This is a genomic window from Roseixanthobacter glucoisosaccharinicivorans, assembly GCF_043195095.2.
Taxonomy (GTDB): Bacteria; Pseudomonadota; Alphaproteobacteria; order Rhizobiales; family Xanthobacteraceae; genus NCEH01.
The window spans coordinates 1,765,982-1,789,986 of sequence record NZ_CM195538.1 but is presented as its reverse complement, the minus strand read 5'-3'; the positions used below and the strand labels follow the sequence as shown (position 1 = coordinate 1,789,986).

Here is a 24,005-nt window from a genome sequence, read left to right as displayed (position 1 = left end):
CCCCTCTAACGGAAGGGGCAGACGGTGAGCGCGTCCGGTCCGCGTGGGCTTCGGCGATAGTCCTCAGAATTTCAGCGCGAACTGGGCGGTGAAGGCATTCTGAGCCGCCGTGCTGGCGAGCTGGCTGGTGTAGGAGACCCCAAACGTCGCCTTCTCGGAGAACGCATAGGACAGTCCCGCCTCCAGCAGCAGCGCATCTTCCGCGATAGGCACGCCCGACACCGAGAAGGGCGAGGTCCCGCCGAGAAATTGCATGGCGCTCGTGGGCGTCGTGTCGCCGAAGGCGTGCTGCCACCCCAATGTCGCGTGCGGCGTCAGCGTGCGGCCCCAGGCCTGCATCGTCGTCGCAACCCGCAGGCCGAGGGTGGAATAGACCGTATCCATGCCGCCGGTGGAAACCGAGAGCGCCGCCGCACCACCGCTTTCCAGGAAGGAGCCCCCCGCCACGTTCACATAGGCCAAGCCCGCAAACGGCTCGAAGGCATAGGCGCCCACGGCCACTTCATAGCCCGCCTCGCCGAACACCTGCGCGGTTCCCGTCGTGTAGCCCCCGTCGGCAGACTGCCAGAAGCCGGGGAAGGCCACTGTGCGCGTCGCGGACACGTCGTGCCACGTATAGGCGGCGCCACCCCGCAGCGCGAGAGCGCCGAACTGCGCGCCCGCATAGAGGCCGATGTCGTAATTGTCGATGGAGCCTGACGAGGACCGATCCGGCACATCGAATTTCGACTGGCTGAAGCCGCCGAACAAGCCGCCACGCACATTGGGCGCCACCGCCACGTCGAGGCCAATGAGGAAGCCGCCGATAGAGTTGGAGATGGATGCCGCATTGCCGTTGGAGAAGCTGTTGCCCCAGCCGCCATAGCCCTGCGCCCACAGCGTCGGGGTGAGCCCCTCGCCCAGCGCGGCCGTCTGCGGACCGCCGGCGCCATAGGCCAGAGGCACTACGCCCGGGGCCGTGAGGGCCTGACGCAACCGGCCGCCAACCGCGTCGCGCACATAGACCGCCTGCTGCTGGAGCACCGTGCCGGTGGAGGCATAGGCCTCGCCCGACAGGGCATTGAAGGCACCCGGCGCGGAGGTCGCCGTCTGTTGCACCAACGCGTCGAACACGCTGTTGCCCGCCCCCAGCGCCTGCGCCGCCATGGCCGTGCCGGCCTGATTGGGCGTCTGCGCATAGGTGGCGAAATCGACGCCGGCATAATGCAGCAGAAGATAGACATTCTGCGCATCATAGCTCAGCGACGGCGTCAGGAACGCATAGTCGCTGGTCACGCTTCCGAAGGTGCCGGTCAACGTGCCCGTTGTGGTGATGATGGCGTAGGAGCTGTTCACCGCATAGCGTCCCGGCTGCGCCACCACCTGAACGGCGGCACCGCCATTGATCGTAACCGCCCCGGTTGCGGTGATGAGGTCGTGGGCGCCGGCGGGCGTTACGTCCACCCGGTAGAGAGAGCCATTGCCGAAGGACACGCTGGAGGCCGCGATGGTGCCGGGCGAATTGCCGGGAGCAACGATGCCGCCGTCGCCCACGACCAGGCTGGACACCGTGCCGTTGCCGGAGAGTGTGCCGCCAAGCGATAGGTTCATGGAAGAGGCGGTGGCGAACTCGCTACCGGTCAGACGCAGCGTTGCACCCTGGACAAGGACCTGACCGTTGATGGACCCGCCCCCCGAATAGGTATAGGTGCCGCCGCCGGTGAATCCCAAACTGGAGCCCACGGCACTCGTGATGGAATTGGCGACGTTATAGCTGTCGGACCGGGCAAAAAGCAGAACAGCGTTCGGATTGACGACAATGTCACCGGCCACCGACCCGGAATTGCCCAGATAGCCGATGGCGAGCGCACCGTTGACCGTCGTCGTTCCCGTATAGGTGTTGTTCCCGGTCAAGATCACGCCAGTGGGCGCCCCCCCTTCGATGGTGAGCCCGCCGCTGCCCGAAATGACGCCCGAAACGGTGAGAACCCCCGAAGCGGTACTTAATGTACCGCCGTTGGAACCGAGGATCACCGACCGCGACGAAGTGAAGGTACCGGAGGTGCTCAGCGTACCGCCATTGAGCGTCAGGCTGCCGCTTGCGGCGCCGAGGGCTTCGTCGGACGACACCTGCAGCGTGCCGGCATTGATCGTCGTACCGCCCGTATAGGTGTTGGTGCCGGACAGGGTTTGCGATCCCGATCCCTCCTTCACCACCTGGCCTGAACCCGAAATATTGCCGAGGAAGAGATCGCTGCCAGAGTGGTTGAAAACGAGGGTGCCGTTGTTCGTCACGTTGCCGGTGATCGAGCCCGTGGCGCCGCCATCACCAATCTGCAGCGTGCCGGCGGAGATGGTGGTGCCGCCGCTGTACGTATTGGCACCCGTGAGGATGAGCGTGCCGCCGCCCGCCTGGGTCAGGGATCCGGTGCCGGAGATGATGCCGGAATAGGTCACCGCGTCCGAGCGGTTGAAGGCGAGCGCCGCATTGTTCGTCACGTCGCCGGTGATCGAGCCCGTGGTGCCGCCATCGCCAATCTGCAGCGTGCCGGCGGAGATGGTGGTGCCGCCGGTATAGGTGTTTGCGCCGGTGAGGATGAGGGTTCCGGCGCCGGTCTTGGAGATGGAGCCGTTACCTGAAATTACACTGGACAAGGTGTAATTGGTGGACTGGGCGAATTCGAGCGTGGTCGTATTGGTCGCAACCACGATGTCGCCGGTCAGGGTCGCGCCGGATGCCAGGGTGAGGCTGTTGGTGCCGTCGACGAAATTCAGCGCGGCCGCGCGAACTCCATTGCCCCCGAGGCCGCCGGTTACAGAGCCCCCTGCTGCAATAGACACAGCAAGGTTCGCGCCCTGGATGCCCGCACCGCCAGCACCAACGCCGAAGATCCCACTTGTACCAGTTCCCCCCGTCACCGACGTCGCGATGCCAAGGCTGGTGACGCCACTCGTGTTCTCGACGAGGATACCATTGCCGCCGGCGGAGCCGATCACACCGGTTCCAGCATCACCACCGGTGATGCTACCTCCAGAAATCAAGACGCCGGTATTGCCAGTTCCCCCGCTGAGCACGAGACCCGAGCCGCCGTCGCCGCCTTTCCAGCTGGCATTGATGCCCGACCCACCCGCGCCACCGGTGATCGAACTGCCCGTGATGGTGATCAAATTGTCGCCGGTGGGTTGATAAATGAGAAGGCCGCTGCCGCCGTTGCCGCCGACGCCGGCCCAGCCATATCCACCACCCGCGCCGCCCGCGGCGCTGACGGTGATGGCGCCGCCCGAGCCTGTGAGCCCGGTGACAACCGCCCCGAAGCCGCCACCGCCGCCACCGCCGCCATATCCCGCAAATCCGGCAGCACCGCCATTGCCGCCAGCGCCGCCGGTGAGGGTTCCTGAAGTGGGCAGATCGGTGATGAGCCCGACAAAGGCATGCGCGCCGCCGCCGCCGCCACCGCCGGAACTGTTGTTGCCGCCGGCGGTGCCATCAGATCCAGCATCGCCAGCCGCGGATGCGCCTGCACCGCCAAAGCCGCCATCGATGTTGGCACCCGAGCCGCCATTGCCACCCGTCAGGCCGCTGCCTCCGCCGGCGCCTCCGGAGAGATTGCCCGGGTCCGTTCCGCTTCCATCCGTCCCGTCTCCGCCGGCTGCGGTGGCACTCGCGCTGCCCCCAATGCTGATCGGAAGGTTAGTCCCGCCCGCGCCACCGTCACCATCCGCCGCATGTGCGGCGAAGCTGGAGGCCGTAAGGACGGAAAGAACAGCCACAGATCCCAGAAGGGCAGACCGGATTGAGAGCCATCCTAGGACCACAGGACGCCCGATATCCGTGCCGCGGCGATTGGCATCTGCACCCAGCATCAAAATCTCCCCCACCTCACAGCTGTCCAATTTCGCTATCATAACAGGCGGATAACGGGCTGAAACTTTTTGGACTTATTCACAAAAGGTAGGAAAGAGGCCCCCCATGTGGCCGACCGGTCACAATCGCCCGGCATCCAGGAGCCACGGTGCCGGATGCCGCGAGGCCTCCACGCCGAGACCGTCTCTCGGGACCATGGCATCAAGGATTCATGCTGCCATGTGGGGCGTGGATCGCGCGTCCAGCTGTCCGGCGGCCGCCGATAGGGCCGGGCCGTAGCCGGGCGGTGAGCGGAATTGCGCGCAAGCTTCCGAGCGATGATGTTGACGACTCAGGAGGGAAATCGGCGGCTCCAGGCGTCCCCAGTTTGGGACTGACATGGCGGAAGGGGTGGGATTCGAACCCACGGTGGGCGTGAACCCACGGCGGTTTTCAAGACCGCTGCCTTAAACCACTCGGCCACCCTTCCCGACACGTCGTTGCGCTGTGCCAGTGTGCCTCATACCTCAAGCCGGCCGCCGACGTCGAGGGTGGCGAGATGGCGCTTCTGTGCCGTCCCCGATTTCCCGACGCCCCGATCGGAGATAGGGTGGCGCCCTACCGGGGAGAACCAAGCCCAAATGAGCGAAATGCGAGCCGCGCTGGTGCGCAAACTATGGCACGGCAGCGACCCTTTTGAGGGCTTCGATCCCACGGGCATCAAGGTGGACAAACAGGGCTGGGGGTCCACCCATCCCTACCTCATCACCAGCGTGTACGAGACCCGCCCGGTCCTCATCGTCGAGATCGGCGTGTGGAAGGGCCGGTCCGTCATCACCATGGCAAAGGCACTGCGCGCGCTGGGCGTGCCGGGCATGGTGCTTGCGGTGGACACTTGGCTCGGAAGCTCGGAACATTGGGCCAGCCCGAAGATGTTCGCCGACCTCAATCTAAAACAGGGTTATCCGAGCCTCTATCACACCTTCATGGCCAATATCCTTCATGAAGGCCTTCAGGATCTGGTCCTGCCTTTGCCGCTGGACAGCGTGAACGCCTGCGCCCTGCTGCGCGCCCACAAGATCCGCCCGCAGATGATCCATATCGACGGCGCCCATGATTACCGCTCCGTCGCGACCGATATCCTGAATTGGTGGCCGCTGCTGGAGTCCGGCGGCATCCTGATCGGCGACGATTATCGGGTGGACGGTCATTTTCCCGGCGTGCGGCGCGCGTTCGATGAACTGGCCACCGTCACCCACCTGGAGCTGGAGCACTCGCCCACCAAGTGCCGCATCCGCAAACCGCAACCGGCGACCTTGGAGCCGGTCACAAAGGCACCGTCCCTCGAGTGTACGGAAGGGGATGCGGCACAGGCCCCCGGATAGGTGGCGTCTCACGCCGATGCTGCCGAAACGTCCAACAGGAGGAAACCCATGGCTTCGTCTCACGGTCGCTTTGTCTGGTATGAACTGATGGTCCCCGACATGGACGCCGCCGTCGCCTTCTATGGCGATGTGGTGGGTTGGGGCGCGCAGAAGCTCGACATGCCGGACATGCCCTACACGCTGTTTACGACCGACTCCGGCCCCGTCGCCGGTCTCATGACGCTGCCGCAGGACTTGCGCGATCGGGGTGTGCCGCCCCACTGGACCGGATATGTGCACGTGGACGACGTCGACGTGGCCGCCACCAAGGCCAAGGCGCTCGGCGGCACGATTCATATCGAACCTCGGGATATCCCCGGCGTCGGCCGCTTCGCAGTGATTGGCGACCCGCAGGGGGCGGTGATCTCCCTGTTCAAGTGGGAAGACGAGAGCGCCCATCCCCTGCCCGACCAGATGGCCAAGGGCAATGTCGGGTGGCACGAATTGCTCGCCATCGACTGGGAGGCCGCCCTGCCCTTCTATGCCGAGCTGTTCGGCTGGAAGAAGGATCAGGCGGTGGATATGGGCCCCATGGGCACCTATCAATTGTTCGGCCTGGGCGGCAATGCGCTCGGTGGCATGTTCACCAAGCCCGAAGCCGTTCCCATGCCGTTCTGGCTATATTATTTCGTGGTCGGCGATATCGACGCGGCCGGTGGGCGCGTGACGGCAGGCGGTGGTCAGGTGATCAACGGACCCATGCCGGTGCCCGGCGGCGCATTCATCCTCCAGGCGCTGGACCCGCAGGGGACCATGTTTGCCCTAGTGGGATCGCGCGGCAGCTAGCCGACACAGCATGCGCAGCCAAATCGGCGGCGCATGCCTACCAGCCGACGATGCGGTTGACGATGAAGCTGAGAACGAACGACGCCAGGAGCGCGATCGCGATCTTCGGCACAAGCCCGAGTTTCAACGCCCGCGCCCGCGCGATCCGGTGAAGATGCTCCGCCGCCGCCGCGACCGCTGCCTCTGCGGTGGTCGCGACCGGCGCGCCGGGGTGCGTGATCATCAGATTTTCCACATGGCCGAAATCCTCGACCAGGTGCCCGTCTAAATCGCGAAAGCCTGATTCGCCTTGCGCCGCGTCGATCCGCGCCACCATGGGGCGCGGATCGTTGGTCCACAGGAACACGGGCAGGCCCCGCGCCTCGCCATAGCCCAATTCCCAGGCCGTGCCGGGATCCATATGGGCGCCGCGGAAGGGCGTGATGTTGGCAATGATGCCATCGGCCCGATCCAGCTGGGAAATACACCGCGCGCGGATCTCGGCGGAGGTCACGGCATTGTCCTGGTCGCCCCCGTCGAACGGGTGCAGCGCCACCAGCCCATGCCGAGCGCACAAGCCCACCAGGGTCGCGTAATGCTGAGCGGCATCAAGCCGGAACACATCCGGGCCTGCGAGATAGACGCGTACCATTCTCTTGCGCGTGCCTTGCCTGCTTCAGGCGCGCGGAAGCGAGCCGGGCTTTCCTTATACCGAAGTCAGATAGCTTGCGGCAAAGCCGATGATCACCAGCACCAGCCCCACCGCGAGAATGGTGACGATGCGGCTGGATGTGACGCCTTGCCTGGCCTTTGGCGCCGGCGTCACCACTTCTCCTTCGATCCCACGCTGATCCGGCGTGCGGAAAGCCGCTTCCTCGCGCCGTTCATTCTGGTCTTCCATGTCACATCTCCCATTCATCTCGGAGATGTAACGCCGGACGCGGGTTTCGGTTCGCCGCGCCCAGGTGTCCTCAATGCAGGATCTGCGAGAGGAAGAGCTTGGTGCGCTCATGCTGGGGATTGGAGAAGAAGGCGTTCGGCTCGTTCATCTCGATGATCTGGCCCGCGTCCATGAAGATCACCCGGTCCGCCACCTGCCGGGCAAACCCCATTTCGTGGGTGACACACAGCATGGTCATGCCCTCCTCCGCGAGGCTCACCATGGTGTCGAGAACCTCCTTCACCATTTCCGGGTCGAGGGCGGAGGTCGGCTCATCGAACAGCATGATGCGCGGGCGCATGCAGAGGGCGCGCGCAATGGCGACACGCTGCTGCTGGCCACCGGACAGCTGGCCGGGGTATTTATTCGCCTGTTCGGGAATCTTCACCTTCTTGAGAAAGTGCATCGCCACTTCGTCCGCCTCTTTCTTGGGCATCTTGCGCACCCACATGGGCGCGAGGGTGCAATTCTCAAGAATGGTGAGGTGCGGAAACAGGTTGAAGTGCTGGAACACCATGCCGACCTCTCGGCGCACTTCGTCGATGCGCTTCAGATCGTTGGTGAGCTCGATGCCGTCGACGACAATACTGCCCTTCTGGTGCTCTTCCAGGCGATTGATGCAACGGATCATGGTCGATTTGCCGGAGCCGGAGGGCCCGCAGATGACGATGCGCTCGCCGCGCTTCACCGTGAGGTTGATATCCCGAAGCACATGGAAATCGCCGTACCATTTGTTGACGGCGACCAGCTCCACCGCGACGGCGGGGGCGGTTGCCTCGACTTCGGCGATGAGCGGATCTTGAGTATGAGAGACTGAAGACATGGCATGCTCCCTCAATGACGGTTGGACCGGTCGAGCCGCTTTTCCAGCGCCATCGAATACCGGGACATGCCGTAGCAGAAGACGAAATAGACAAGCCCGGCGAAGCCGAAGCCGGTGAACAAGGTGGTGGGCGTCGCCCAGGACGGATCGGTGAAGGAGGCGCGCAGAATGCCCAGCAGGTCGAAGATCGAAACGATCAGGACGAGCGTCGTATCCTTGAACAGACCGATGAAATTATTGACGATTCCAGGAATCACCAATTTCAGCGCCTGGGGCAGGATGACGAGCCGCATCATCAGGCCCGACCGCAGGCCCATGGCCTGCGCGCCTTCATATTGTCCCTTGGGAATCGCCTGAAGTCCCCCGCGCACCACCTCGGCCATATAAGCGGAGGCAAACAACGCCACGCCCACGAGTGCCCGCAACAGACCATCAATGGTGAAGCGCCCCGGCAGGAACAAGGGCAGCATGTAGGTGGCGAAGAACAGCACCGTGATGAGCGGCACGCCGCGCCAGAACTCGATGAATATGATCGAGGAAATCTTCACCAGCGGCAGATCGGATCGCCGCCCCAACGCCAGGAGAATGCCGAGCGGCAGCGACACGACGATGCCGGTGACTGCGATCACCAGGGTCACCAGCAGGCCACCCCATTGGCGCGTCTCCACTTCCTGGAGGCCAAAATCCAGGTCCATCGCCAGCAGCACCAAGGCAAGGACGCCGAAAGCGGAGAGCGTGCCGTTGATCGCCCCGCGCCGGGTGCCCCCGAACACGGGAGCCGCCAAGGCGGCAATTCCGCAAGCGATCGCGGTCACGAGGAAGAACTGCACCCAATAGGACAGGCGCAATCCCGCGAACGAGCCTTGGATATTTTCGAGCCCTGTCCCGCCCAGCAGGAAATTGTTGAAGGAGAGATTGCCGCCGGTGAGCAGGACAAAGCACACCACCGGATAGATGCCGAAAAAGGCCAGGGCGTTCAACCGCTTGTAAGGCACCTTGGGGAACAGCAGCGGGGCGAGCAGCGCCGCACCCAGGAAATAGACCACATTGACCCGCCAGCGCTCACTTTCCGGATAGAAGCCGTAGAGGATCTGGTTGAACTTGGCATAGATGAAGGGCCAGCACGCCCCAACCGGCCGGCCGATCTTTTCCGGCAGGCAGGCGTCGCGCCCCGCACCGCTCCAGACCGCATCGAAGATGAAGAACTTCAGCAACGGGGGAATGGTGACATAGACCACGAGGATGCCGAGCAAGGTCAACAGCACCTGCCCGACCGAGCCGAACAGATGGGCGCGGGACCAGCCATAGATGCCGCGATTGGAGACGGGCGCCGGCTCTTGCGGGCGCAGGTCCGCCGGGGCGACGAAGGCCGCCTGGGGTGCGGGGCGCGGTGCGGTATTCATGGCGCCCTCACCGTTCCACGAGCGCGACGCGCTTGTTGTACCAGCCCATGAGCATCGAAGTGAGAATAGAAATGGCGAGATAGACCGCCATGGTGATGGCGATGATTTCAATCGCCTGCCCGGTCTGGTTCAGCGTCGTGCCGGCGAAGATGGCGAACAGATCCGGATAACCGACCGCGACGCCCAAGGTCGAATTCTTGGTGATGTTGAGATATTGGCTGGTCAGGGGCGGCACGATCACGCGCATGGCCTGCGGGATGACCACGAGGCGCAGGGTCGGCCCCGAGCGCAGCCCGAGCGATTTCGCGGCCTCGGTCTGGCCCTTCGAGACCGCCAGGATGCCGGCGCGCACGATCTCGGCGATGAAGCCGGCGGTGTAGATCGACAAGGCCAGCAGCAGCGACACGAATTCCGGGATCACCCGTATGCCGCCGACGAAGTTGAAGCCCTGCAGATGCGGCGTTTCAAGCGTCACCGGTACCCCGAGCGCGAAGCAGGTGACCAAAGGCAAGCCGACGATCAGGCCGAACCCGGTCCAGAACACCGGGAATTGCTGGCCGGTCGCCAATTGCCGCGCCTTGGCCCATCGGCCGATCAGGAACGACGCGAGGATGGCGACAAAAAACGCCACGACGACCCAGACGAAACCGCTCTCAAAGAGGGGGCGCGGAACGACGAGGCCGCGATTGTTGATGAAGACCGACGGCCCCGCCACGTCGCCGGCGAACGCGCGGAACATCGCCGAGAGCGGCGCAAGGCCGATGCTCGCGAAGGTGTCCGCGAGGAAATTGAACAGGGGCTGGAGCCCGAAGCCCCAGCTCTGACGCGGATTCGGCATGGCCGCCAACACTGCGAGGTACCAGAACAGGATCTGGAACAGCGGCGGCAAGTTGCGCGTGACTTCCACATAGGCGGAGGCCAGGCCCTTGATGACCACATTCTCCGAAAGGCGAGCGACGCCCACGAGAAAGCCGATGATGGTGGCGAGGATGATGCCCAGAAACGCCACCAGCAGCGTGTTGAGCAGGCCCACCAGGAAGGCGCGGCCATAGCTCATGGATTCCGAATAGGGAATGAGCGTCTGCGTAATGCCGAAGCCGGCGGAATTGTCGAGAAAGCCGAAGCCGGAGGCGATGCCTTGCCGGGCCAGGTTGGCCTGGGCATTGGCGAAGAACGACCAGGCGAGCCAGATGAGCGCGATGCCCAATGCGATCTGGATCACTGCGGAACGGAGCGCCGGGTCGGTCCACGACCATCGCCGGCGCGTCGGAGCGGGCTCCGACCAGCGTGCGTCTGTCATCTAGCCCCTCAAGATCCGGGACTCTGCGGCCCCTTTTGGAAAATGCAAAAAAGAGAAAGGTCGTTCGGTCGTCAGGCGCGGCGGTGTCGGCGCCGAGGCAAGGAAATCCGGCGCCCACGCGGGGCGCCGGATCATCGCATCAGCGAACGGGCATGCCGTATTGAAGGCCGCCCTGGTTCCACAGCTTGTTGAGGCCGCGATTGATGGCGAGCGGGGTCGACGGGCCGAGATTGCGGTCGAAGATTTCGCCGTAATTGCCGACCTGCTTCACGATCTTGACGACCCAGTCATTGGGCACGCCGACCGCTTCGCCATACTTGCCGTCCGAGCCCAGAAGACGCTTGATCTCCGGGTTCGGGGAATTGACCATCTCGTCCACGTTCTTGCTGGTGACGCCGAGTTCCTCGGCATTGAGCAGAACGAAATAGGTCCACTTGATGAGATCGAACCACTGGTCGTCGCCATGACGCACCAGCGGGCCGAGCGGCTCCTTGGAGATGACTTCCGGCAGAACGACATGGTCGTTCGCGTTGGTGAGCTTCAGCCGCACCGAATAGAGCTGCGACTGGTCCGAGGTGAAGGCATCGCACCGGCCGGAATCATAGGCCTTGACCGTTTCGTCGATGGTGGCGAACGCGATCAGCTCGTATTTAAGGTTGTTGGTGCGGAAATAATCGCCAACGTTCAACTCGTTGGTGGTGCCGGTCTGCACGCAGATCGAGGCACCCGCCAAATCCTTCACGGACTTGAGGTTGAGCGACTTGCGCACCAGGAAGCCCTGGCCATCGTAATACATCACGCCGGCAAAGTTGAAGCCGAGGGTGGTGTCGCGCGACATGGTCCAGGTGGTGTTGCGCGAGAGCACGTCGATGCCGCCCGACTGGAGCGCCGTGAAGCGGTCCTTGGCCGAGAGGGGGGAAAATTTCACCTTGGTGGCATCACCAAAGATGGCAGCCGCGACAGCGCGGCAGAAATCCACGTCGATACCGGTCCAATTGCCCTTGTCGTCGGGATTGGAAAATCCCGGCAAGCCTTGGGTCACGCCGCAGTTGAGAGCGCCACGCGCCTTTACGTCGTCAAGCGTCGCGGCATGCCCCGCGCCGACGCCGAGCGCGATCAATCCAGCCACTGCACACAGGATGCGTTTCACGGAAGGTCCCTTCTCTTGTTGCACCTGAAGCCAATCGGACAACGTCCCGTGGTTCGGGATCGACGCCGTTGTCCGGGACGTCGTATGGGATACATCTCAATCCCTCGCGACCGGGCGGTCAATAGCATGCCGCGTGCGTGGGCAGATGCAGGATTAGGCATTTCGGAGCATCCGATGACGCCCACCGATGTTAAAGCAAATTTCGCGCCAGAGACCGAGGTCGTTCGCCTCGGCCGGGACCCGTTTCGTTTTGATGGCTTCGTCAACCCGCCGGTGGTTCGCGGCTCGACGGTGCTCTATCCCACCTATGCCGACTTGTCCGCGCATCGCGGACGCTACAGCTATGGCCGGCGCGGCAATCCCACCACCGAGGCGCTTGAAACGGCTCTGAAATCCCTGGAGGGCTCGGATGGCGTGGTGCTGACCCCCTCAGGCCTGTCGGCGTGCTCGGTCGCTCTGCTCAGCGCCCTTTCCGCCGGCGATCATCTCTTGATGGTGGACACCGCCTATTTTCCCACGCGCCGCTTCTGCGACACCATACTGAAGAAAATGGGTGTGGAGACCAGCTATTATGATCCGCTGGTCGGCGCAGACATCCACAAACTTTTGCGCGACAACACCCGCGCGATCTTCCTGGAGGCGCCCGGTTCCCAGAGCTTCGAGATGCAGGACATCCCGGCCATTACCGCCGTGGCCCGCGCTCACGGCATCACCACGCTGATCGACAATACCTGGGCGACGCCTCTGTTCTTCAGGCCGCACGATTTCGGGGTCGATGTCTCGATCCAGGCCGGCACGAAATATATCGGCGGGCATGCCGACCTCAATCTCGGCACCATCTCCGCGGTGGGGCCAAGCTGGAAGCGCGTGCAGGACTTGCACGGCGACATGGGAATTTGCATCAGCCCCGATGATGCCGCCCTCGGATCGCGCGGCCTGCGCACCCTCGCGGTGCGGCTGGAGCGTCATCAGGAGTCGGCGCTGAAAGTCGCTCGCTGGATGCAAAGCCTGCCGCAGGTCTCCCGCGTGCTGCATCCCGCGCTTGAGAGCCACCCCGGCCATGCCCTCTGGAAGCGCGACTTCAAGGGCTCCTCCGGCTTGTTCAGCGCCGTCCTCAATCCGGTTTCGGATCAGGCGCTGGCAGCCTTCTTTGATGCGCTGGTGCATTTCGGCATGGGCTATTCCTGGGGCGGCTACGAAAGCCTGATCATCGCGTTCGATTGCTCAGGCTATCGCACGGCGACCAGATGGCAGGCGGAAGGCCCCGCGATCCGCATACATATCGGCCTGGAAAACACCGACGACCTCATGGCGGACCTGGAGCAGGCGTTCGCGAAGATGTCGGCGGTGTAGCACGATTTCTCGATGTCCCTCTCCCGCATGCGGGAGAGGGACCGGCAAAGTTGGACCGGGTCGCTCAGGTGGCGGCGCGATCCGCCCGGCGCTCGCGCAGCGCAAATTGCAGATTGCGGATGTAAATGAAGGTCGAGAGCGCCTGCCCGGCGATGAACACCGGGTCCTTGCGATACAGGGCATAGACCAGCAGGAGCGTGCCGCCGCCGAGGGAGAAGGTCCAGAATGCGAACGGAATCACCGAACGCCCGGCCCGCTCGCTCGCAAGCCACTGCACCACGAACCGCATGGTGAACAGGATCTGGGCGACGAACCCGAGGACAACCCACCAATCAAGCTGCGTGACGAACACGTCGTGCAGATAATCCCCGGCGGCCTGGACCAGTTCAACGAGCATTCGGATCAACCTCAACCAATTCCGGCACGCGGCGGCGCCGGATCAGCCACCAGACCCCGAGCAGATCGGCGATGCCGACCCAAAGGCGGTCGAAGAAGCCATATTTGGATTTACCGTGCCAGCGCGGCCGGTCCACCACCGGATATGTCACGATGCGATACCCTTCACGCGCGACAAGCGCGGGTGTGAAGCGGTGAAGCCCGTCAAATACCGGCAGGCGCAGATAGAGCTCGCGCCGCACGACTTTCAGGCCGCACCCTGTATCCTTGGTTCCGTCTTGCAGCAATCCCCCCCGCACCGCATTCGCGATGCGCGATTGGACGCGCTTGAAGGCCGTGTCCTTGCGTCCTTGCCGTTCGCCCTGCGCCATGCCGACACGGGGCCCGCCTTCGTCGAGCGCGCGCAGCAGCTCCGGCAGATAGATCGGATTGTTCTGTCCGTCGCCATCGAGCAGCAGAAGGATGTCGCCGGTCGCAGCCCAGGCGCCGGTATTGACGCCGGCGGATTTTCCGCACGCCTTGGCATGGCGCAGGATGCGGACATAAGGCCGCGTCGCGGCGACAGCGTTCAACTGAGCCAGCGTATCGTCAGCGGAACCATCGTCCACGAAGATCAGCTCGAACGGCTCCTTGAGCGCGGCGTCGATTTCCGTAACCAGGGGGGCGATGTTCTCCGCCTCGTCCTTGACCGAGATGACGACCGAAAGGCGGGGGCAGTGCGGGGTATTTGGCGCGGGGGAATTCAAGATCTCGCCTCTTCGAGCGCGGACATGCGTGCGGATTTGGGAATAAGGCGGGCGAGCCGGCGCGCGCCCGGCCCCGCCATGGGGCGGATGGTGCCATCCCCAGCCACGGCGAACACCAGGCGGCGCGCCGCGAACAGCTTCACCAGAAGGATGGTGGAAAGGCAGGCCAAGGCCGCGCCGGCAAGCACATCGCTGGGATAATGCGAACCGAGCACCACGCGCGATATGCCGACCAGCGCTGCAACTGCGATCAAGGCCCCGCGTGCGCGGGGAAAGAGAGCGGCGAAGGCCAGGGCCACGGCAAACACCACGGTGCTGTGTCCGGAGGGAAAGGAGGAGAAGCTGGCGCGCATGGCGAACCAGTCGAACGTCAGCTGCGCGTTCGGCCCCGTGAGGTGAAGCGCCATGTAGGGCCGCGCGCGCCCAAGCAGATATTTCACCACCAGCACCGCGAGCCCGACGCCGGCGACATTGAGGAACACGAAGCCGATCCGCGCGACCACGGCGGCCGCGATGCGCTGGCCCATGTCGTCGAGATGCGGCTTGAGCGCGAGCACGCACAGAAGCGCGAGACCCAGCGGCCACAAAATCACGCCCCCAAGTCCGAGCGCGGTGATCCGCTCGAAGAAATGCACCACGCCCATCGGCGTCTTCAGCCGCAGGCCGGGGATCAGAGGATCCACCAGGATCATCAAGGCGGCGATCAGGCTCACCACGAGGATGGTGAGGGACACCCCTTCCACGGCCCCCGCAAGCCCGACCCGCGGCCGCGGCCCGCGCACGGGACGATGCCACAGATAGCGCCAGGCGCCGAGCAAGCTTGCGAAGACCGCCAGAACATCTGCGAGCACGCGCGCAAGGCGGCCATCGGCGCCGCTCTCCCGTGGCGCGACGGCGGTCATGGCGTGCCCTCCGCCGGCCGGTAGGCCGTGATGCTCACCTTGCGGCCGCCATTATAGGTGAAGCCGTCCACGGTCGCTGTGGCGCGGTAGGAGAGGCCGATATCGCGGGCATGCGCCTCGAACAACGGCTTCATGTCCGCCCCGATGAAGGCGATCGCGCAGCCGCCCTTTTTCAGCAGGTCGCCGGCCTGGTGGGGATCGGTGAACTTGATATCCGTGCCCACAAGGAACACGAGACTTGGCTCCTGATAGGGGACGGTGGCGACATTGGCCGCCGGACAGCCGCTTTCGCGTACGATCTCGGCGAGGCGCTGGGAAATCCATACCCCGCGCATTTGCGGGAGCAGAATCCCGAACACGCCCCAATAGAGAACCAAGGCCCCCAGCACGGCGACGAGGAACGCCGCTTGCGGCCCCGGCACGGCGATGCTGCGCGCGGCGATCACCAGCAGCACCACCGCCACCGCAAGCAGCGGCCATGCCGCAAGCGCCAGACCGCTGCCGAGATAATGGAAGCCGACCACAAGCGCGATGAACAACAGGCCGGCGAGAATGGGCCAGAGATTGGCGAAATCCCGCATCCGCCGGCCCTGCCCGGCGAGTGCCCCGCGCTCCATGGCCAGGGCGGCGAGGATCGCAAGACCGGGATAGAGCGGCAGCACATAATGGGGCAGCTTGGTCGCGGTGATCTCGAACACGATCCAGGCTGGCACGACCCACGCCAGCAGAAAGCGCACCGCGCGGTCCTTGCGGGCACGCCAGGCGAACGGAACCGCCATCGCCACCAAGGCGATCGCCGGCCAGAAGGTGCCCCACATGGCGAGCAGATAGGTGCCCGGTGGCCCCCAATGCCCCTCTTGCCCGTCGGTCACCTTCCCCAGCATGTCGACGCCGACCGCAAGCTTGTAGAAGGCGCCGTTGGTGACGAAGTAAATGGCGATGAACCATGGCAGGCAGATCAGCGCGCACCACGCCAGCCCCGCCAGGGGCTTCAGCCGCCGAAGGAACCCGCCGGACCGCTCGATGATCACCAGAACCAGGATCGGCAGGCCGACGAACAGGGGCGCCATCGGCCCCTTGATCATGATGCCGACGCCGAGCCCGGTCCAGAACAGCGCCGCCCAGCCAAAATCGCGCGTCCTGTCGCCGTCGGGCCGCACATAGATTCGCGCCAACGCCGCCATGGAGCAGAGCGTGGTGAACAGCAGCACGGCGTCGGTCTTGGCGAGGCGCGCTTCGACCCCCAGCAGGACACAGCTCGCCATCATCAGGCCAGCCAGCAGCGCGCCGCGCCGTGACACGAAGTTCAGCGCGGCCCAATAGGTCAGCAAAACGGCGCCGATGGCGGCGAACAAGGACGGCAGACGATAAAAGAGGATGGAGGAGCGCGCCGACGGGCCGACCACGGCCTCGGCGATGGTCACGCTCGCGGCCTGGAGCCAATGAATGCCGGCCGGCTTCTTGTATCGCACCTGATCGTGGAAGCGGATGTCCACATAATTTCCGGTCTCGAGCATCTGCTTGGTCGCCTGGGCGAAGCGCGCTTCGTCCCGGTCGATGGGCGAGATGCCGGAAATGCCGGGCACGAAGGCGAGCAGAGCCACCACCACCAGCGCGAGCACAGCGCGCCCGTGGCTTGCGGCCACGCGATCGAGACCCTCGCTCAGGAAGGTCCCAATGTCGAAGGCCCGGGTGCGGCGCGTGCCGGCGGGCTCGGAAATGGCCATGCGTTCAGTCGGTCCGCTCGTTCAGGGCGCGGGACCATAGCAGAAACGCCCGCGCCGGAAAGAGCCACCTCCCCGCTTGGCCACGACCATGTTCCCTAACGACTGCACTGGCGGAGCAGATGGGCGGAAGAATGGCGCTCCGCCCCGTTGCGCCTCAGGCGGCGTCGCCGAACTCGTCCCAGTCGAGATCGGCGCCAAAGGCGAGCCAGCGGGCATTGGCGCCGAGCACGCCGGCCAGCCCCGTTCCCTCCGCAATCAGGATCGGCAAGGCGGAGAGAATGGCGCCGGGTCCCGCGGAACCACCACCCCAGACCATGCGCTGGACACTATGTGCCCGCAGACGGCGTCCCGCGCGCTCCAGGGCCAGCGGGCTGGCTTCGCGCAAAAGCCGCAGGCGCAGCCACAAATCAGGGTGGCCCTTCTGCTCGATCTCGGGCGCGGCACTGTCGTCTCGTCCGTCACCGATGCAATAATCCATGAGCACCGGCACGGCGTGCCCCAACACGAACGGCAGGGCTCGCTGCGCCTCGGTTCCGCAAAGCTGGAGATGCATCCCGAAGGCGCCGAGGCGGCGCATCAGCGCACCGGCGGCGGCCTGCCCCGCGGCGGCGAGGGTCGCGCCATCAATGGAAAGCGCCACCACACCGTGCCGGGCCATCTGTGCCAAGGTCGCCGCATCCAGCCAGGGATTGCCGGGAACAACCGCCCGCAAGCGCGCAGGCGCCCGCGTCACCATCCACTGGACATCGCACAGGAGCGCCGGCGCGGGAATGCTGATCAAGGCTGCCGACGTGCCGGTCAGATCCATGCGCCGCAGGAGAAAGCGCGCCAGGGCCCGCACACGTTGCTCGCCGTGCGGAGCGGATGCGACGAGGGTGTCGCAACCCGGCACGTGAAGGCCCGCATCCACCAGATCAATGCTGCCTGCGGTCCCGATCCCCGCATGAAGGGTGCGTGCGTCGATCGCTTTCATGTCTTCCGTCTCGGCCTTCAGGTCCGGCATTGTTTTCGCGGAACGATGCGAGGACAATAGCCGGCAATTGGAAGATAACGGAAGCCGCCTTAATGATTATTGCATCCACATTGAACGGCAATCATGCCGCCGTTTTTATTGCGATGCATTATTTTGTCAGGATGAGCTTCCCCTGCGCGGTAAGGCGCAGCTGGTAGACTTGCTCTCCGTGGGCGATGGTGATGACACGTCCCGCAGCAAACAAATCCCGACTATCGAGTTGCAGACCGATCATCGGCAAAGCCCGCGCCTTGTTTTCCGCGCCCCACGCCGCACCACCATGTTCATGCTTCGCCATTTTTAATTACTCCAAATCGAATTCTGGCACAGAATGGCTTAGAACAAGTTTTTCTGCTCCTTAGAACCATTCAATATTAAGTCGTGACTGCATGAATATTCAGTAATACATCGTCGCCTGCAAATCAACGCAAGCGCGTCAAAGCGCTTCGCAACGCACAAGGCTGCGTGGCCAATTGGATCAAAATAATCTTGGACGAACGCTGAAAAATCAGCACCGCCCACCCGATCCAGGCGAGGTTTGGAACAACACTAATGTGTGCCGATTCGCCGGGCGCGCTATTCGGCCGGTGCGGGGGGCGGCGCCGGTTGCGGGTCTTCTCCGCCGGAGACCGCGCGGGTCACGATCCGATCGAACCGGTCGAGATAGAGATAGATCACCGGCGTGATGTAGAGCGTGAGCAATTGCGACACCAGCAGCCCGCCCACGACCGCGACGCCGAGCGGCTGGCGCAGTTCCGACCCGGCCCCCGCGCCGAGCGCGATCGGCAGCACGCCGAAGATTGCGGCGAGCGTGGTCATCATGATCGGCCGGAACCGCATCAGGCAGGCTTCCCGGATCGCGTCTTGCGCCTCCACCCCCTCTCGCCGCCGGCCGAGGGCGAAGTCGATCATCATGATCGCGTTCTTTTTCACGATGCCCACCAGCATGACGATGCCGATGATGGCGATGACGGACAATTCCATGTCGAACGCCATCAGCGTCAAAATCGCGCCGATGCCGGCGGACGGCAGGCCGGACAGGATGGTCAGCGGGTGGATGAAGCTTTCGTAGAGAATGCCGAGCACGATGTAGATCACCACCACGGCGGCGAGGATCAGCAGCGGCTGGTTTGAAAGCGAATCCTGGAACACCTGGGCGGTGCCCTGGAAGCCTGTATAAACGCTCGCCGGCAGGTTCGATGCCCGTTCCGCGGCGCGGATTTGCTCCACAGCCTGCCCGAGCGAAGTGCCCGGCGTGAGGTTGAAGGAGATGGTCACGGCGGGCTGCTGCTGCTGGTGGGCGATCTGTAGCGGCCCGACCGTGCGGCGGATCTCGGCCACCGATTCCAGCGGCACCACCCCACCCTTCGAGGTCCGCAGATACACCTTGCTGAGGTCATTGGCATCGCGCTGGAAGCGCGGCTGCACCTCGGCGATGATCGCATATTGGTTGGTCGAGGTGTAAAGCGTCGCCACCTGCCGGCTACCGAACTGGGTATAGAGCGCGTCACGCAATTGCGCTTCCGTGATGCCGAGGGCGGCGGCCTTGTCCTTGTCGAGGTCGATGGTCAGCTGCGGATTGGAAATCTGCAGATCCGAGGTCACGTCGCGCAGCCCGGGCAGCTCGGCGAGCCTGTCGAGCAGCGCCGGGGCGGCGGCATAGAGGGCGGCGGTGTCCGAGCTTTGCAACGTGTATTGGTACTGGCTCTTGGACGCGACGCCGCCGATATTGATGTTCTGAACCGGCTGAAAGAACACGTTGACGCCGGGGATCACCGCCATGCGCTTGCGCAGGTCCTGGATGATCTGGGTCGCACTCTTGCTGCGCTCCGCGCGCGGCTTCAACGCCACGAACAGACGGCCGGTGTTGGTGGTGCGGCTGATGCCGGTGGCCCCGGCGGTGGAAACGAGATAGGCCACGCTCGGGTCCGCGCGCACCGCATCGGCGACGCGCTTTTGCCGCTCGACCATGGCTTCGAACGAGGTATCGGTTGCGGCCTCCACCGTGCCGGTGATGAAGCCGGTATCCTCGGTGGGAAAAAACCCTTTGGGGATCGCGATATAAAGCGCGACCGAAGCGAACAGGGTCGCGAACGTGACGCCAAGCATGAACGGGCGGTGGCGCAGCACGAAGTCGAGGCTGCGCCGATAGCCGCCGAGCCAGGCGTCGAACATGGCCTCGGTCACGCGGAAGAAGGCGTTGGGCTTCTTGTGATGGTCCACGGGCTCGAGCACGCGGGCGCAGAGCATGGGCGTCAGGGTCAGGGAGACGAAGCCCGACACCAGGATGGCGATCGAGATGGTGACCGCGAACTCGCGGAATACACGCCCGACCACGCCCCCCATGAACAGCACCGGGATGAACACCGCGACCAGCGACAGCGTCATGGAAATGATGGTGAAGCCGATTTCCCGCGCCCCGAGGATCGCCGCCGCGAACGGCTTCATGCCGTTCTCGATGTGGCGATAGATGTTCTCCAGCACCACGATGGCATCATCCACCACGAAGCCGACGCACAAGGTCAGCGCCAGCAGCGTCATGTTGTTGATGGAGAAGTTCAGCACCCACATGGCGGCGAATGTGGCGATGATGGAGATCGGCAGCGCCAGCGCCGGAATGATGGTGGCGCGGACGTTGCGCAGGAACAGGAAGATCACCAGGACCACCAGCACGATGGCTTCCATCAGCGTCTTCTGCACATCCGCCACCGCATCGCGAATGGAGACCGACCGATCGTTCAGCACCTGGATATTGACCGAGGCGGGAAGCTGCGCGCGGTATTGCGCGAGATGGCTGCGCACCTCGTCCACCACCGCGACGGTGTTGGCTTCGGGCTGGCGCACGACGGCAAGCACGATGGACCGCTCGTCGTTGAACCAGGAGGCGATGCGCTCGTTCTCGACGCCGTTGGTAATCCGCGCGATCTCATCGAGCCGCACCGGCGCCCCGTTGCGCCAGGCCACCACGAGGCGGCGATAGACCTCCGCATCGGCCTTGGGAATGCCCATGTCGATGGTGATCGACTGCTTCGGGCCCGACAATTGGCCGATCGGGGTGTTGGAGGCGGCGGCCTGGATCGCGTTCTGGATGTCGGAAGCGGAGATATTGCGCGTGGCCGCCGCGGCGGGATCGACGCGGATGCGCACGGCATATTTCTGCGTGCCGAAAATCTGCACCTGCGCCACGCCGGGCAATTGGGAAATCTGCTGGCCGATGATCGTGTCGGCATATTCGTTGACCGACGACAGGGGCAGCGTGTCGGAGGAGACGGCAAGCAGGATCACCGGGGCGTCGGCGGGATTGACCTTTCGAAAGCTCGGCGGCGTCGTCATCTCGTCCGGCAACTGACGCTGGGCCACCGAAAGGGCCGACTGCACATCGAGCGCGGCCGCATCAATATTGCGGGACAGGTCGAACTGGATGGTGATCGAGGTCGAGCCCTGGGTGCTCGACGAGGTGAGCGAGGTGATGCCGGAAATCGTGGACAGCTGGCGCTCGATGGGCGTTGCCACCGCCGAGGCCATGGTTTCCGGGCTGGCGCCGGGTAGCGTCGCGCTGATGTTGATGGTGGGAAAGTCGACGCGCGGCAAGGCCGCCACCGGCAACAGGCGATAGGCGAACAGGCCGGAGACGATCAGCGACAGCATCATCAGCGTCGTCAGGACCGGCCTGCGGATGCAGAGTTCCGCGAACATGACTCAGCTCCCGGCCGGGCGCTGCGGGGATATGGACTTCACATCCACGCGGCTGCCGGCCCGCAGCGAAAGCTGGCCCTCCGTCACCACGGTCTCCCCGTCGGAAAGGCCTTTCGTGATCACCGCCTCGCCATCCACGGTGCGAGCGACGGAGACCGGGCGCACCTGCGCCAAGCCCTTTTCAATCACGAACACGAATGCGCCGTTCTGTCCGTTCTGCACCGCCTCGGCGGGAATGGCGATCACATCCGGCTCCATGCGCAGGGTCACGGAGACGTCACCGAGGGTGCCCGGCCACAGGCGCTCGTCGTCATTGGCGAACAAGGCCCGCACCATCAGCGTGCCGGTCTGGGGATCAATCGTGTTGTCGATCGCGACCACCCGCCCGCCGTCGATGCGGTCGTTGCTGCCCTGGAGGCGCAGATCCACCTCCGCCTTGCCCATGGCGGCCCGCACCTCGCCCACATAGCGTTCCGGCACGCCAAAGGTGACATAGATGGGCTTGAACTGGCGGACGGTGGCGAGCGTATCGTCCACCCGGATCACCGCTCCGGGACGCACGCCGGAAATACCGATCCGGCCCGTCACCGGCGAAGCGATCTCATAATATGTGCGCTGCACGCGCAGGTTCTGAAGATTGGCCTCGTCCTGCTCCACCGTGGCCTTCTGCATGTCGGCGGTGGTCTTGGCGTCGTCAAGCTGGACCTGAGATACCGCGCTGCGCGCCAGCAACCCGCTGTAGCGCTCCACATCCCGCTGCGCTTTCTCGAGCTGAACCTTGTCCTTGGCGAGGGTCGCGTCGGCCTGGCGGATCTGCGCATCCACCTCGCGCGCATCCAGCACCAGCAGGACGTCGCCCTTTTTGACCGCGGCGCCGTCCTCGAACAGCACCTGCTCCACCCGGCTGGTCACGCGGGCGCGGATCGCCACGGTTACGAGCGGCTCGACGGTGCCCAGTGCTTCGAGACGCAGCGGCATGTCTTTCTGGACCGCCGGCGCCACCAGAACGGGAACCCGCCGTTCCTGCTGCGCTTGAGCGCTCGTGGCACCGCCCGTTTTTCCGATCAGGCCATGGGTCCATGCATAGGCCGCCGCGCCGATCGCAGCAAAGCCGAGAACCACCATGAGCACCCGGCGCCCGTTCGCACTGCGTCCCACACCCATGTACACCTCGACCGCGAATGCCGCACAACTCCGGATCGAGCGACTAGCCCGACCTTCCGTAAGCTTACCTCCATTTGACCCTGATTGGACGTTGAAGAAAGCGACTTTTGGCCCTCCCCACCCCGCTTAACGCATCCGTGATCGGTCGAAATCACAGAAATCCGGCGGAGAAATATCGCTCACCCATATACCTTTATCGCTTTCTCCAGCCGCTCAAGGGCGGCATCGAGCGTGGCGTCGTGCTTGGCGAAGCAGAAGCGCACCACCGATCGCACCGCGTCCTGCGCGTAGAAGGCCGAAACCGGAATTGCGGCAACGCCATAGGTGCGCACGAGATCCAGGCAGAAGGCCTCGTCGTCGAGGCCGGGATCAAGGGCGGCCAGGTCGATGGACAAGAAATAGGTGCCGGCACTCGGCAGAACCGGAAATCCGAGCGCGGAAAGGCCACCGGCCAGGCGGTCGCGCGCGCGCTGGAGCTGGGCGCGCATGTCCTCGAAATAGGCGTCGTCCTTGCCGAGCCCATAGGCGACCGCCGCCTGGAGGTTCGGCGGCGTCGTGAAGGTGAGGAATTGGTGGGCCTTGGAGAGCACGCGCATCAGCTCGGGTGCGGCGCAGACCATCCCCACCTTCCAGCCGGTCATGCCGAAGATCTTGCCCGCTGACCCTATTTTCACCGTGCGCTCGCGCATACCCGGCAGCGCCATCAGCGGCAAATGCCGGCGCCCGTCGAACATCACGTGCTCCCACACATCGTCGCACACCGCGAGCGCGTCGAAGGCGATGCAGTGATCGGCCAGAAGCTGCAGTTCCTCGCGGCTATGCACGACACCCGTGGGATTGTGCGGATTGTTGAACAGCACCAGTTTCGTGCGGGGGCTGAACACCTGCGCCAGCTGCTCGGCCGTAATCCGCCAGGAGGGTGGCTCCAGACGAACCAGGCGGGGCACGCCGCCGGCCCGCAGGACCAGCGGCAGATAGGCATCATAGAGCGGCTGAAACAGCACCACCTCATCGCCCGGCCGGATCAGCGCGAACAATGCCCCCGCCAACGCCTCGGTGGCGCCCGAGGTCACCATGATCTCACTCTCGGGATCGAGATCGAGCCCTTGCCAATGGCGGTAATGTGCCGCTGCCGCTTGCCGCAATTGCGGCAGGCCCATCATGGGCGGATATTGGTTCCAGCCGTTCAGCACCGCATCGGCCGCCGCCTGGCGCACATCGAGCGGACCCGGATCATCGGGAAATCCCTGCCCCAGATTGACCGCCTCGTGGGTGCGGGCAAGGCCCGACATGACCTCGAAAATGGTGGTCGGCAGGTCGGTATAGACCGGATTGAGGCTTTGCCCGGCGCGGAGCGGGGCGGCGGCTGGCTGGGTCATGA

Annotated in this window: 19 protein-coding genes and 1 tRNA gene; 3 read left to right on the top strand and 17 right to left on the bottom strand. The window is 64.4% G+C overall.

The window, feature by feature from the left end:
• Positions 1–63: 63 nt before the first annotated feature.
• Positions 64–3,750: an autotransporter domain-containing protein gene (locus V5F78_RS08040; RefSeq protein ID WP_394071524.1), complete on the bottom strand. Its 3,687-nt coding sequence runs from the start codon at positions 3,748–3,750 to the stop codon at positions 64–66.
• Between the two features lie 473 nt (positions 3,751–4,223).
• Positions 4,224–4,313: transfer RNA gene (locus V5F78_RS08035), tRNA-Ser, on the bottom strand.
• Between the two features lie 151 nt (positions 4,314–4,464).
• Between V5F78_RS08035 and V5F78_RS08030 the strand changes: the two genes are divergently transcribed.
• Positions 4,465–5,208 (top strand): class I SAM-dependent methyltransferase, encoded by a 744-nt coding sequence (locus V5F78_RS08030; protein WP_394071525.1) that lies wholly within the window; start codon positions 4,465–4,467, stop codon positions 5,206–5,208.
• A 48-nt stretch (positions 5,209–5,256) separates the two neighbouring features.
• Positions 5,257–6,033 carry a VOC family protein gene (locus V5F78_RS08025; protein WP_394071526.1) on the top strand — a complete coding sequence of 259 codons (777 nt, stop codon included), beginning with the start codon at positions 5,257–5,259 and terminating at the stop codon, positions 6,031–6,033.
• A 37-nt stretch (positions 6,034–6,070) separates the two neighbouring features.
• On the opposite strand, the gene V5F78_RS08020 is transcribed toward V5F78_RS08025, so the two are convergent.
• The 6 genes from V5F78_RS08020 to V5F78_RS07995 form a co-directional block, all read right to left on the bottom strand.
• Entirely contained in the window at positions 6,071–6,664 is a 594-nt protein-coding gene (locus V5F78_RS08020; RefSeq protein WP_394071527.1) for a nucleoside 2-deoxyribosyltransferase, read from the bottom strand.
• 54 nt (positions 6,665–6,718) lie between these two features.
• On the bottom strand, positions 6,719–6,913 hold the full coding sequence (locus V5F78_RS08015) for a hypothetical protein (RefSeq protein ID WP_394071528.1): 195 nt from the start codon (positions 6,911–6,913) through the stop codon (positions 6,719–6,721).
• Positions 6,914–6,983: 70 nt separating this feature from the next.
• Complete coding sequence (locus V5F78_RS08010; RefSeq protein WP_348848003.1) at positions 6,984–7,775, bottom strand: amino acid ABC transporter ATP-binding protein; 792 nt, start codon at positions 7,773–7,775, stop codon at positions 6,984–6,986.
• A gap of 11 nt (positions 7,776–7,786) precedes the next feature.
• Complete coding sequence (locus tag V5F78_RS08005) at positions 7,787–9,178, bottom strand: amino acid ABC transporter permease (RefSeq protein ID WP_394071529.1); 1,392 nt, start codon at positions 9,176–9,178, stop codon at positions 7,787–7,789.
• Between the two features lie 7 nt (positions 9,179–9,185).
• Complete coding sequence (locus tag V5F78_RS08000; RefSeq protein ID WP_394071530.1) at positions 9,186–10,478, bottom strand: amino acid ABC transporter permease; 1,293 nt, start codon at positions 10,476–10,478, stop codon at positions 9,186–9,188.
• Positions 10,479–10,617: 139 nt separating this feature from the next.
• Positions 10,618–11,628, bottom strand: coding sequence for an amino acid ABC transporter substrate-binding protein (locus V5F78_RS07995; protein WP_394071531.1), 1,011 nt, complete (start codon positions 11,626–11,628; stop codon positions 10,618–10,620).
• Positions 11,629–11,802: 174 nt separating this feature from the next.
• On the opposite strand from V5F78_RS07995, the gene metC reads away from it, so the two are divergent.
• Entirely contained in the window at positions 11,803–12,981 is a 1,179-nt protein-coding gene (metC, locus tag V5F78_RS07990) for a cystathionine beta-lyase (RefSeq protein WP_394071532.1), read from the top strand.
• A gap of 64 nt (positions 12,982–13,045) precedes the next feature.
• Here the strand turns inward: metC and V5F78_RS07985 are convergent, their stop codons facing one another.
• The 9 genes from V5F78_RS07985 to V5F78_RS07945 all read right to left on the bottom strand — a co-directional run bounded on the left by V5F78_RS07985 (position 13,046) and on the right by V5F78_RS07945 (position 24,003).
• The gene (locus tag V5F78_RS07985; RefSeq protein ID WP_394071533.1) at positions 13,046–13,378 is read right to left on the bottom strand and encodes a lipid-A-disaccharide synthase N-terminal domain-containing protein; all 333 of its coding nucleotides are present in this window, start codon (positions 13,376–13,378) and stop codon (positions 13,046–13,048) included.
• The gene (locus V5F78_RS07980; RefSeq protein WP_394071534.1) at positions 13,368–14,123 is read right to left on the bottom strand and encodes a glycosyltransferase family 2 protein; all 756 of its coding nucleotides are present in this window, start codon (positions 14,121–14,123) and stop codon (positions 13,368–13,370) included. Before V5F78_RS07980 ends, V5F78_RS07985 begins: the two co-directional genes overlap by 11 nt.
• The gene (locus tag V5F78_RS07975) at positions 14,120–15,025 is read right to left on the bottom strand and encodes a phosphatase PAP2 family protein (protein ID WP_394071535.1); all 906 of its coding nucleotides are present in this window, start codon (positions 15,023–15,025) and stop codon (positions 14,120–14,122) included. Before V5F78_RS07975 ends, V5F78_RS07980 begins: the two co-directional genes overlap by 4 nt.
• Positions 15,022–16,752: an ArnT family glycosyltransferase gene (locus tag V5F78_RS07970; protein WP_394071536.1), complete on the bottom strand. Its 1,731-nt coding sequence runs from the start codon at positions 16,750–16,752 to the stop codon at positions 15,022–15,024. Before V5F78_RS07970 ends, V5F78_RS07975 begins: the two co-directional genes overlap by 4 nt.
• A 154-nt stretch (positions 16,753–16,906) precedes the next feature.
• Positions 16,907–17,725 carry a hypothetical protein gene (locus V5F78_RS07965; protein WP_394071537.1) on the bottom strand — a complete coding sequence of 273 codons (819 nt, stop codon included), beginning with the start codon at positions 17,723–17,725 and terminating at the stop codon, positions 16,907–16,909.
• Positions 17,726–17,873: 148 nt separating this feature from the next.
• Positions 17,874–18,062, bottom strand: coding sequence for a hemin uptake protein HemP (gene hemP / locus V5F78_RS07960; RefSeq protein WP_394071538.1), 189 nt, complete (start codon positions 18,060–18,062; stop codon positions 17,874–17,876).
• A 278-nt stretch (positions 18,063–18,340) separates the two neighbouring features.
• Positions 18,341–21,460, bottom strand: coding sequence for an efflux RND transporter permease subunit (locus V5F78_RS07955; protein ID WP_394071539.1), 3,120 nt, complete (start codon positions 21,458–21,460; stop codon positions 18,341–18,343).
• A gap of 3 nt (positions 21,461–21,463) precedes the next feature.
• On the bottom strand, positions 21,464–22,624 hold the full coding sequence (locus tag V5F78_RS07950; RefSeq protein ID WP_394071540.1) for an efflux RND transporter periplasmic adaptor subunit: 1,161 nt from the start codon (positions 22,622–22,624) through the stop codon (positions 21,464–21,466).
• Positions 22,625–22,803: 179 nt separating this feature from the next.
• Entirely contained in the window at positions 22,804–24,003 is a 1,200-nt protein-coding gene (locus V5F78_RS07945; RefSeq protein WP_394071541.1) for an aminotransferase, read from the bottom strand.
• Between the last annotated feature and the right edge of the window lie 2 nt (positions 24,004–24,005).

Coding starts and splice junctions, on each gene's coding strand:
- metC (WP_394071532.1), top strand. CDS start 11,803: ATGACGCCCACCGATGTTAAAGCAAATTTCGCGCCAGAGACCGAGGTC.
- V5F78_RS08000 (WP_394071530.1), bottom strand. CDS start 10,478: ATGACAGACGCACGCTGGTCGGAGCCCGCTCCGACGCGCCGGCGATGG.
- V5F78_RS07975 (WP_394071535.1), bottom strand. CDS start 15,025: ATGACCGCCGTCGCGCCACGGGAGAGCGGCGCCGATGGCCGCCTTGCG.
- V5F78_RS08030 (WP_394071525.1), top strand. CDS start 4,465: ATGAGCGAAATGCGAGCCGCGCTGGTGCGCAAACTATGGCACGGCAGC.
- V5F78_RS07965 (WP_394071537.1), bottom strand. CDS start 17,725: ATGAAAGCGATCGACGCACGCACCCTTCATGCGGGGATCGGGACCGCA.
- V5F78_RS07970 (WP_394071536.1), bottom strand. CDS start 16,752: ATGGCCATTTCCGAGCCCGCCGGCACGCGCCGCACCCGGGCCTTCGAC.
- V5F78_RS08020 (WP_394071527.1), bottom strand. CDS start 6,664: ATGGTACGCGTCTATCTCGCAGGCCCGGATGTGTTCCGGCTTGATGCC.
- hemP (WP_394071538.1), bottom strand. CDS start 18,062: ATGGCGAAGCATGAACATGGTGGTGCGGCGTGGGGCGCGGAAAACAAG.
- V5F78_RS08025 (WP_394071526.1), top strand. CDS start 5,257: ATGGCTTCGTCTCACGGTCGCTTTGTCTGGTATGAACTGATGGTCCCC.
- V5F78_RS08010 (WP_348848003.1), bottom strand. CDS start 7,775: ATGTCTTCAGTCTCTCATACTCAAGATCCGCTCATCGCCGAAGTCGAG.
- V5F78_RS08015 (WP_394071528.1), bottom strand. CDS start 6,913: ATGGAAGACCAGAATGAACGGCGCGAGGAAGCGGCTTTCCGCACGCCG.
- V5F78_RS08005 (WP_394071529.1), bottom strand. CDS start 9,178: ATGAATACCGCACCGCGCCCCGCACCCCAGGCGGCCTTCGTCGCCCCG.
- V5F78_RS07945 (WP_394071541.1), bottom strand. CDS start 24,003: ATGACCCAGCCAGCCGCCGCCCCGCTCCGCGCCGGGCAAAGCCTCAAT.
- V5F78_RS07985 (WP_394071533.1), bottom strand. CDS start 13,378: ATGCTCGTTGAACTGGTCCAGGCCGCCGGGGATTATCTGCACGACGTG.
- V5F78_RS07950 (WP_394071540.1), bottom strand. CDS start 22,624: ATGGGTGTGGGACGCAGTGCGAACGGGCGCCGGGTGCTCATGGTGGTT.
- V5F78_RS07955 (WP_394071539.1), bottom strand. CDS start 21,460: ATGTTCGCGGAACTCTGCATCCGCAGGCCGGTCCTGACGACGCTGATG.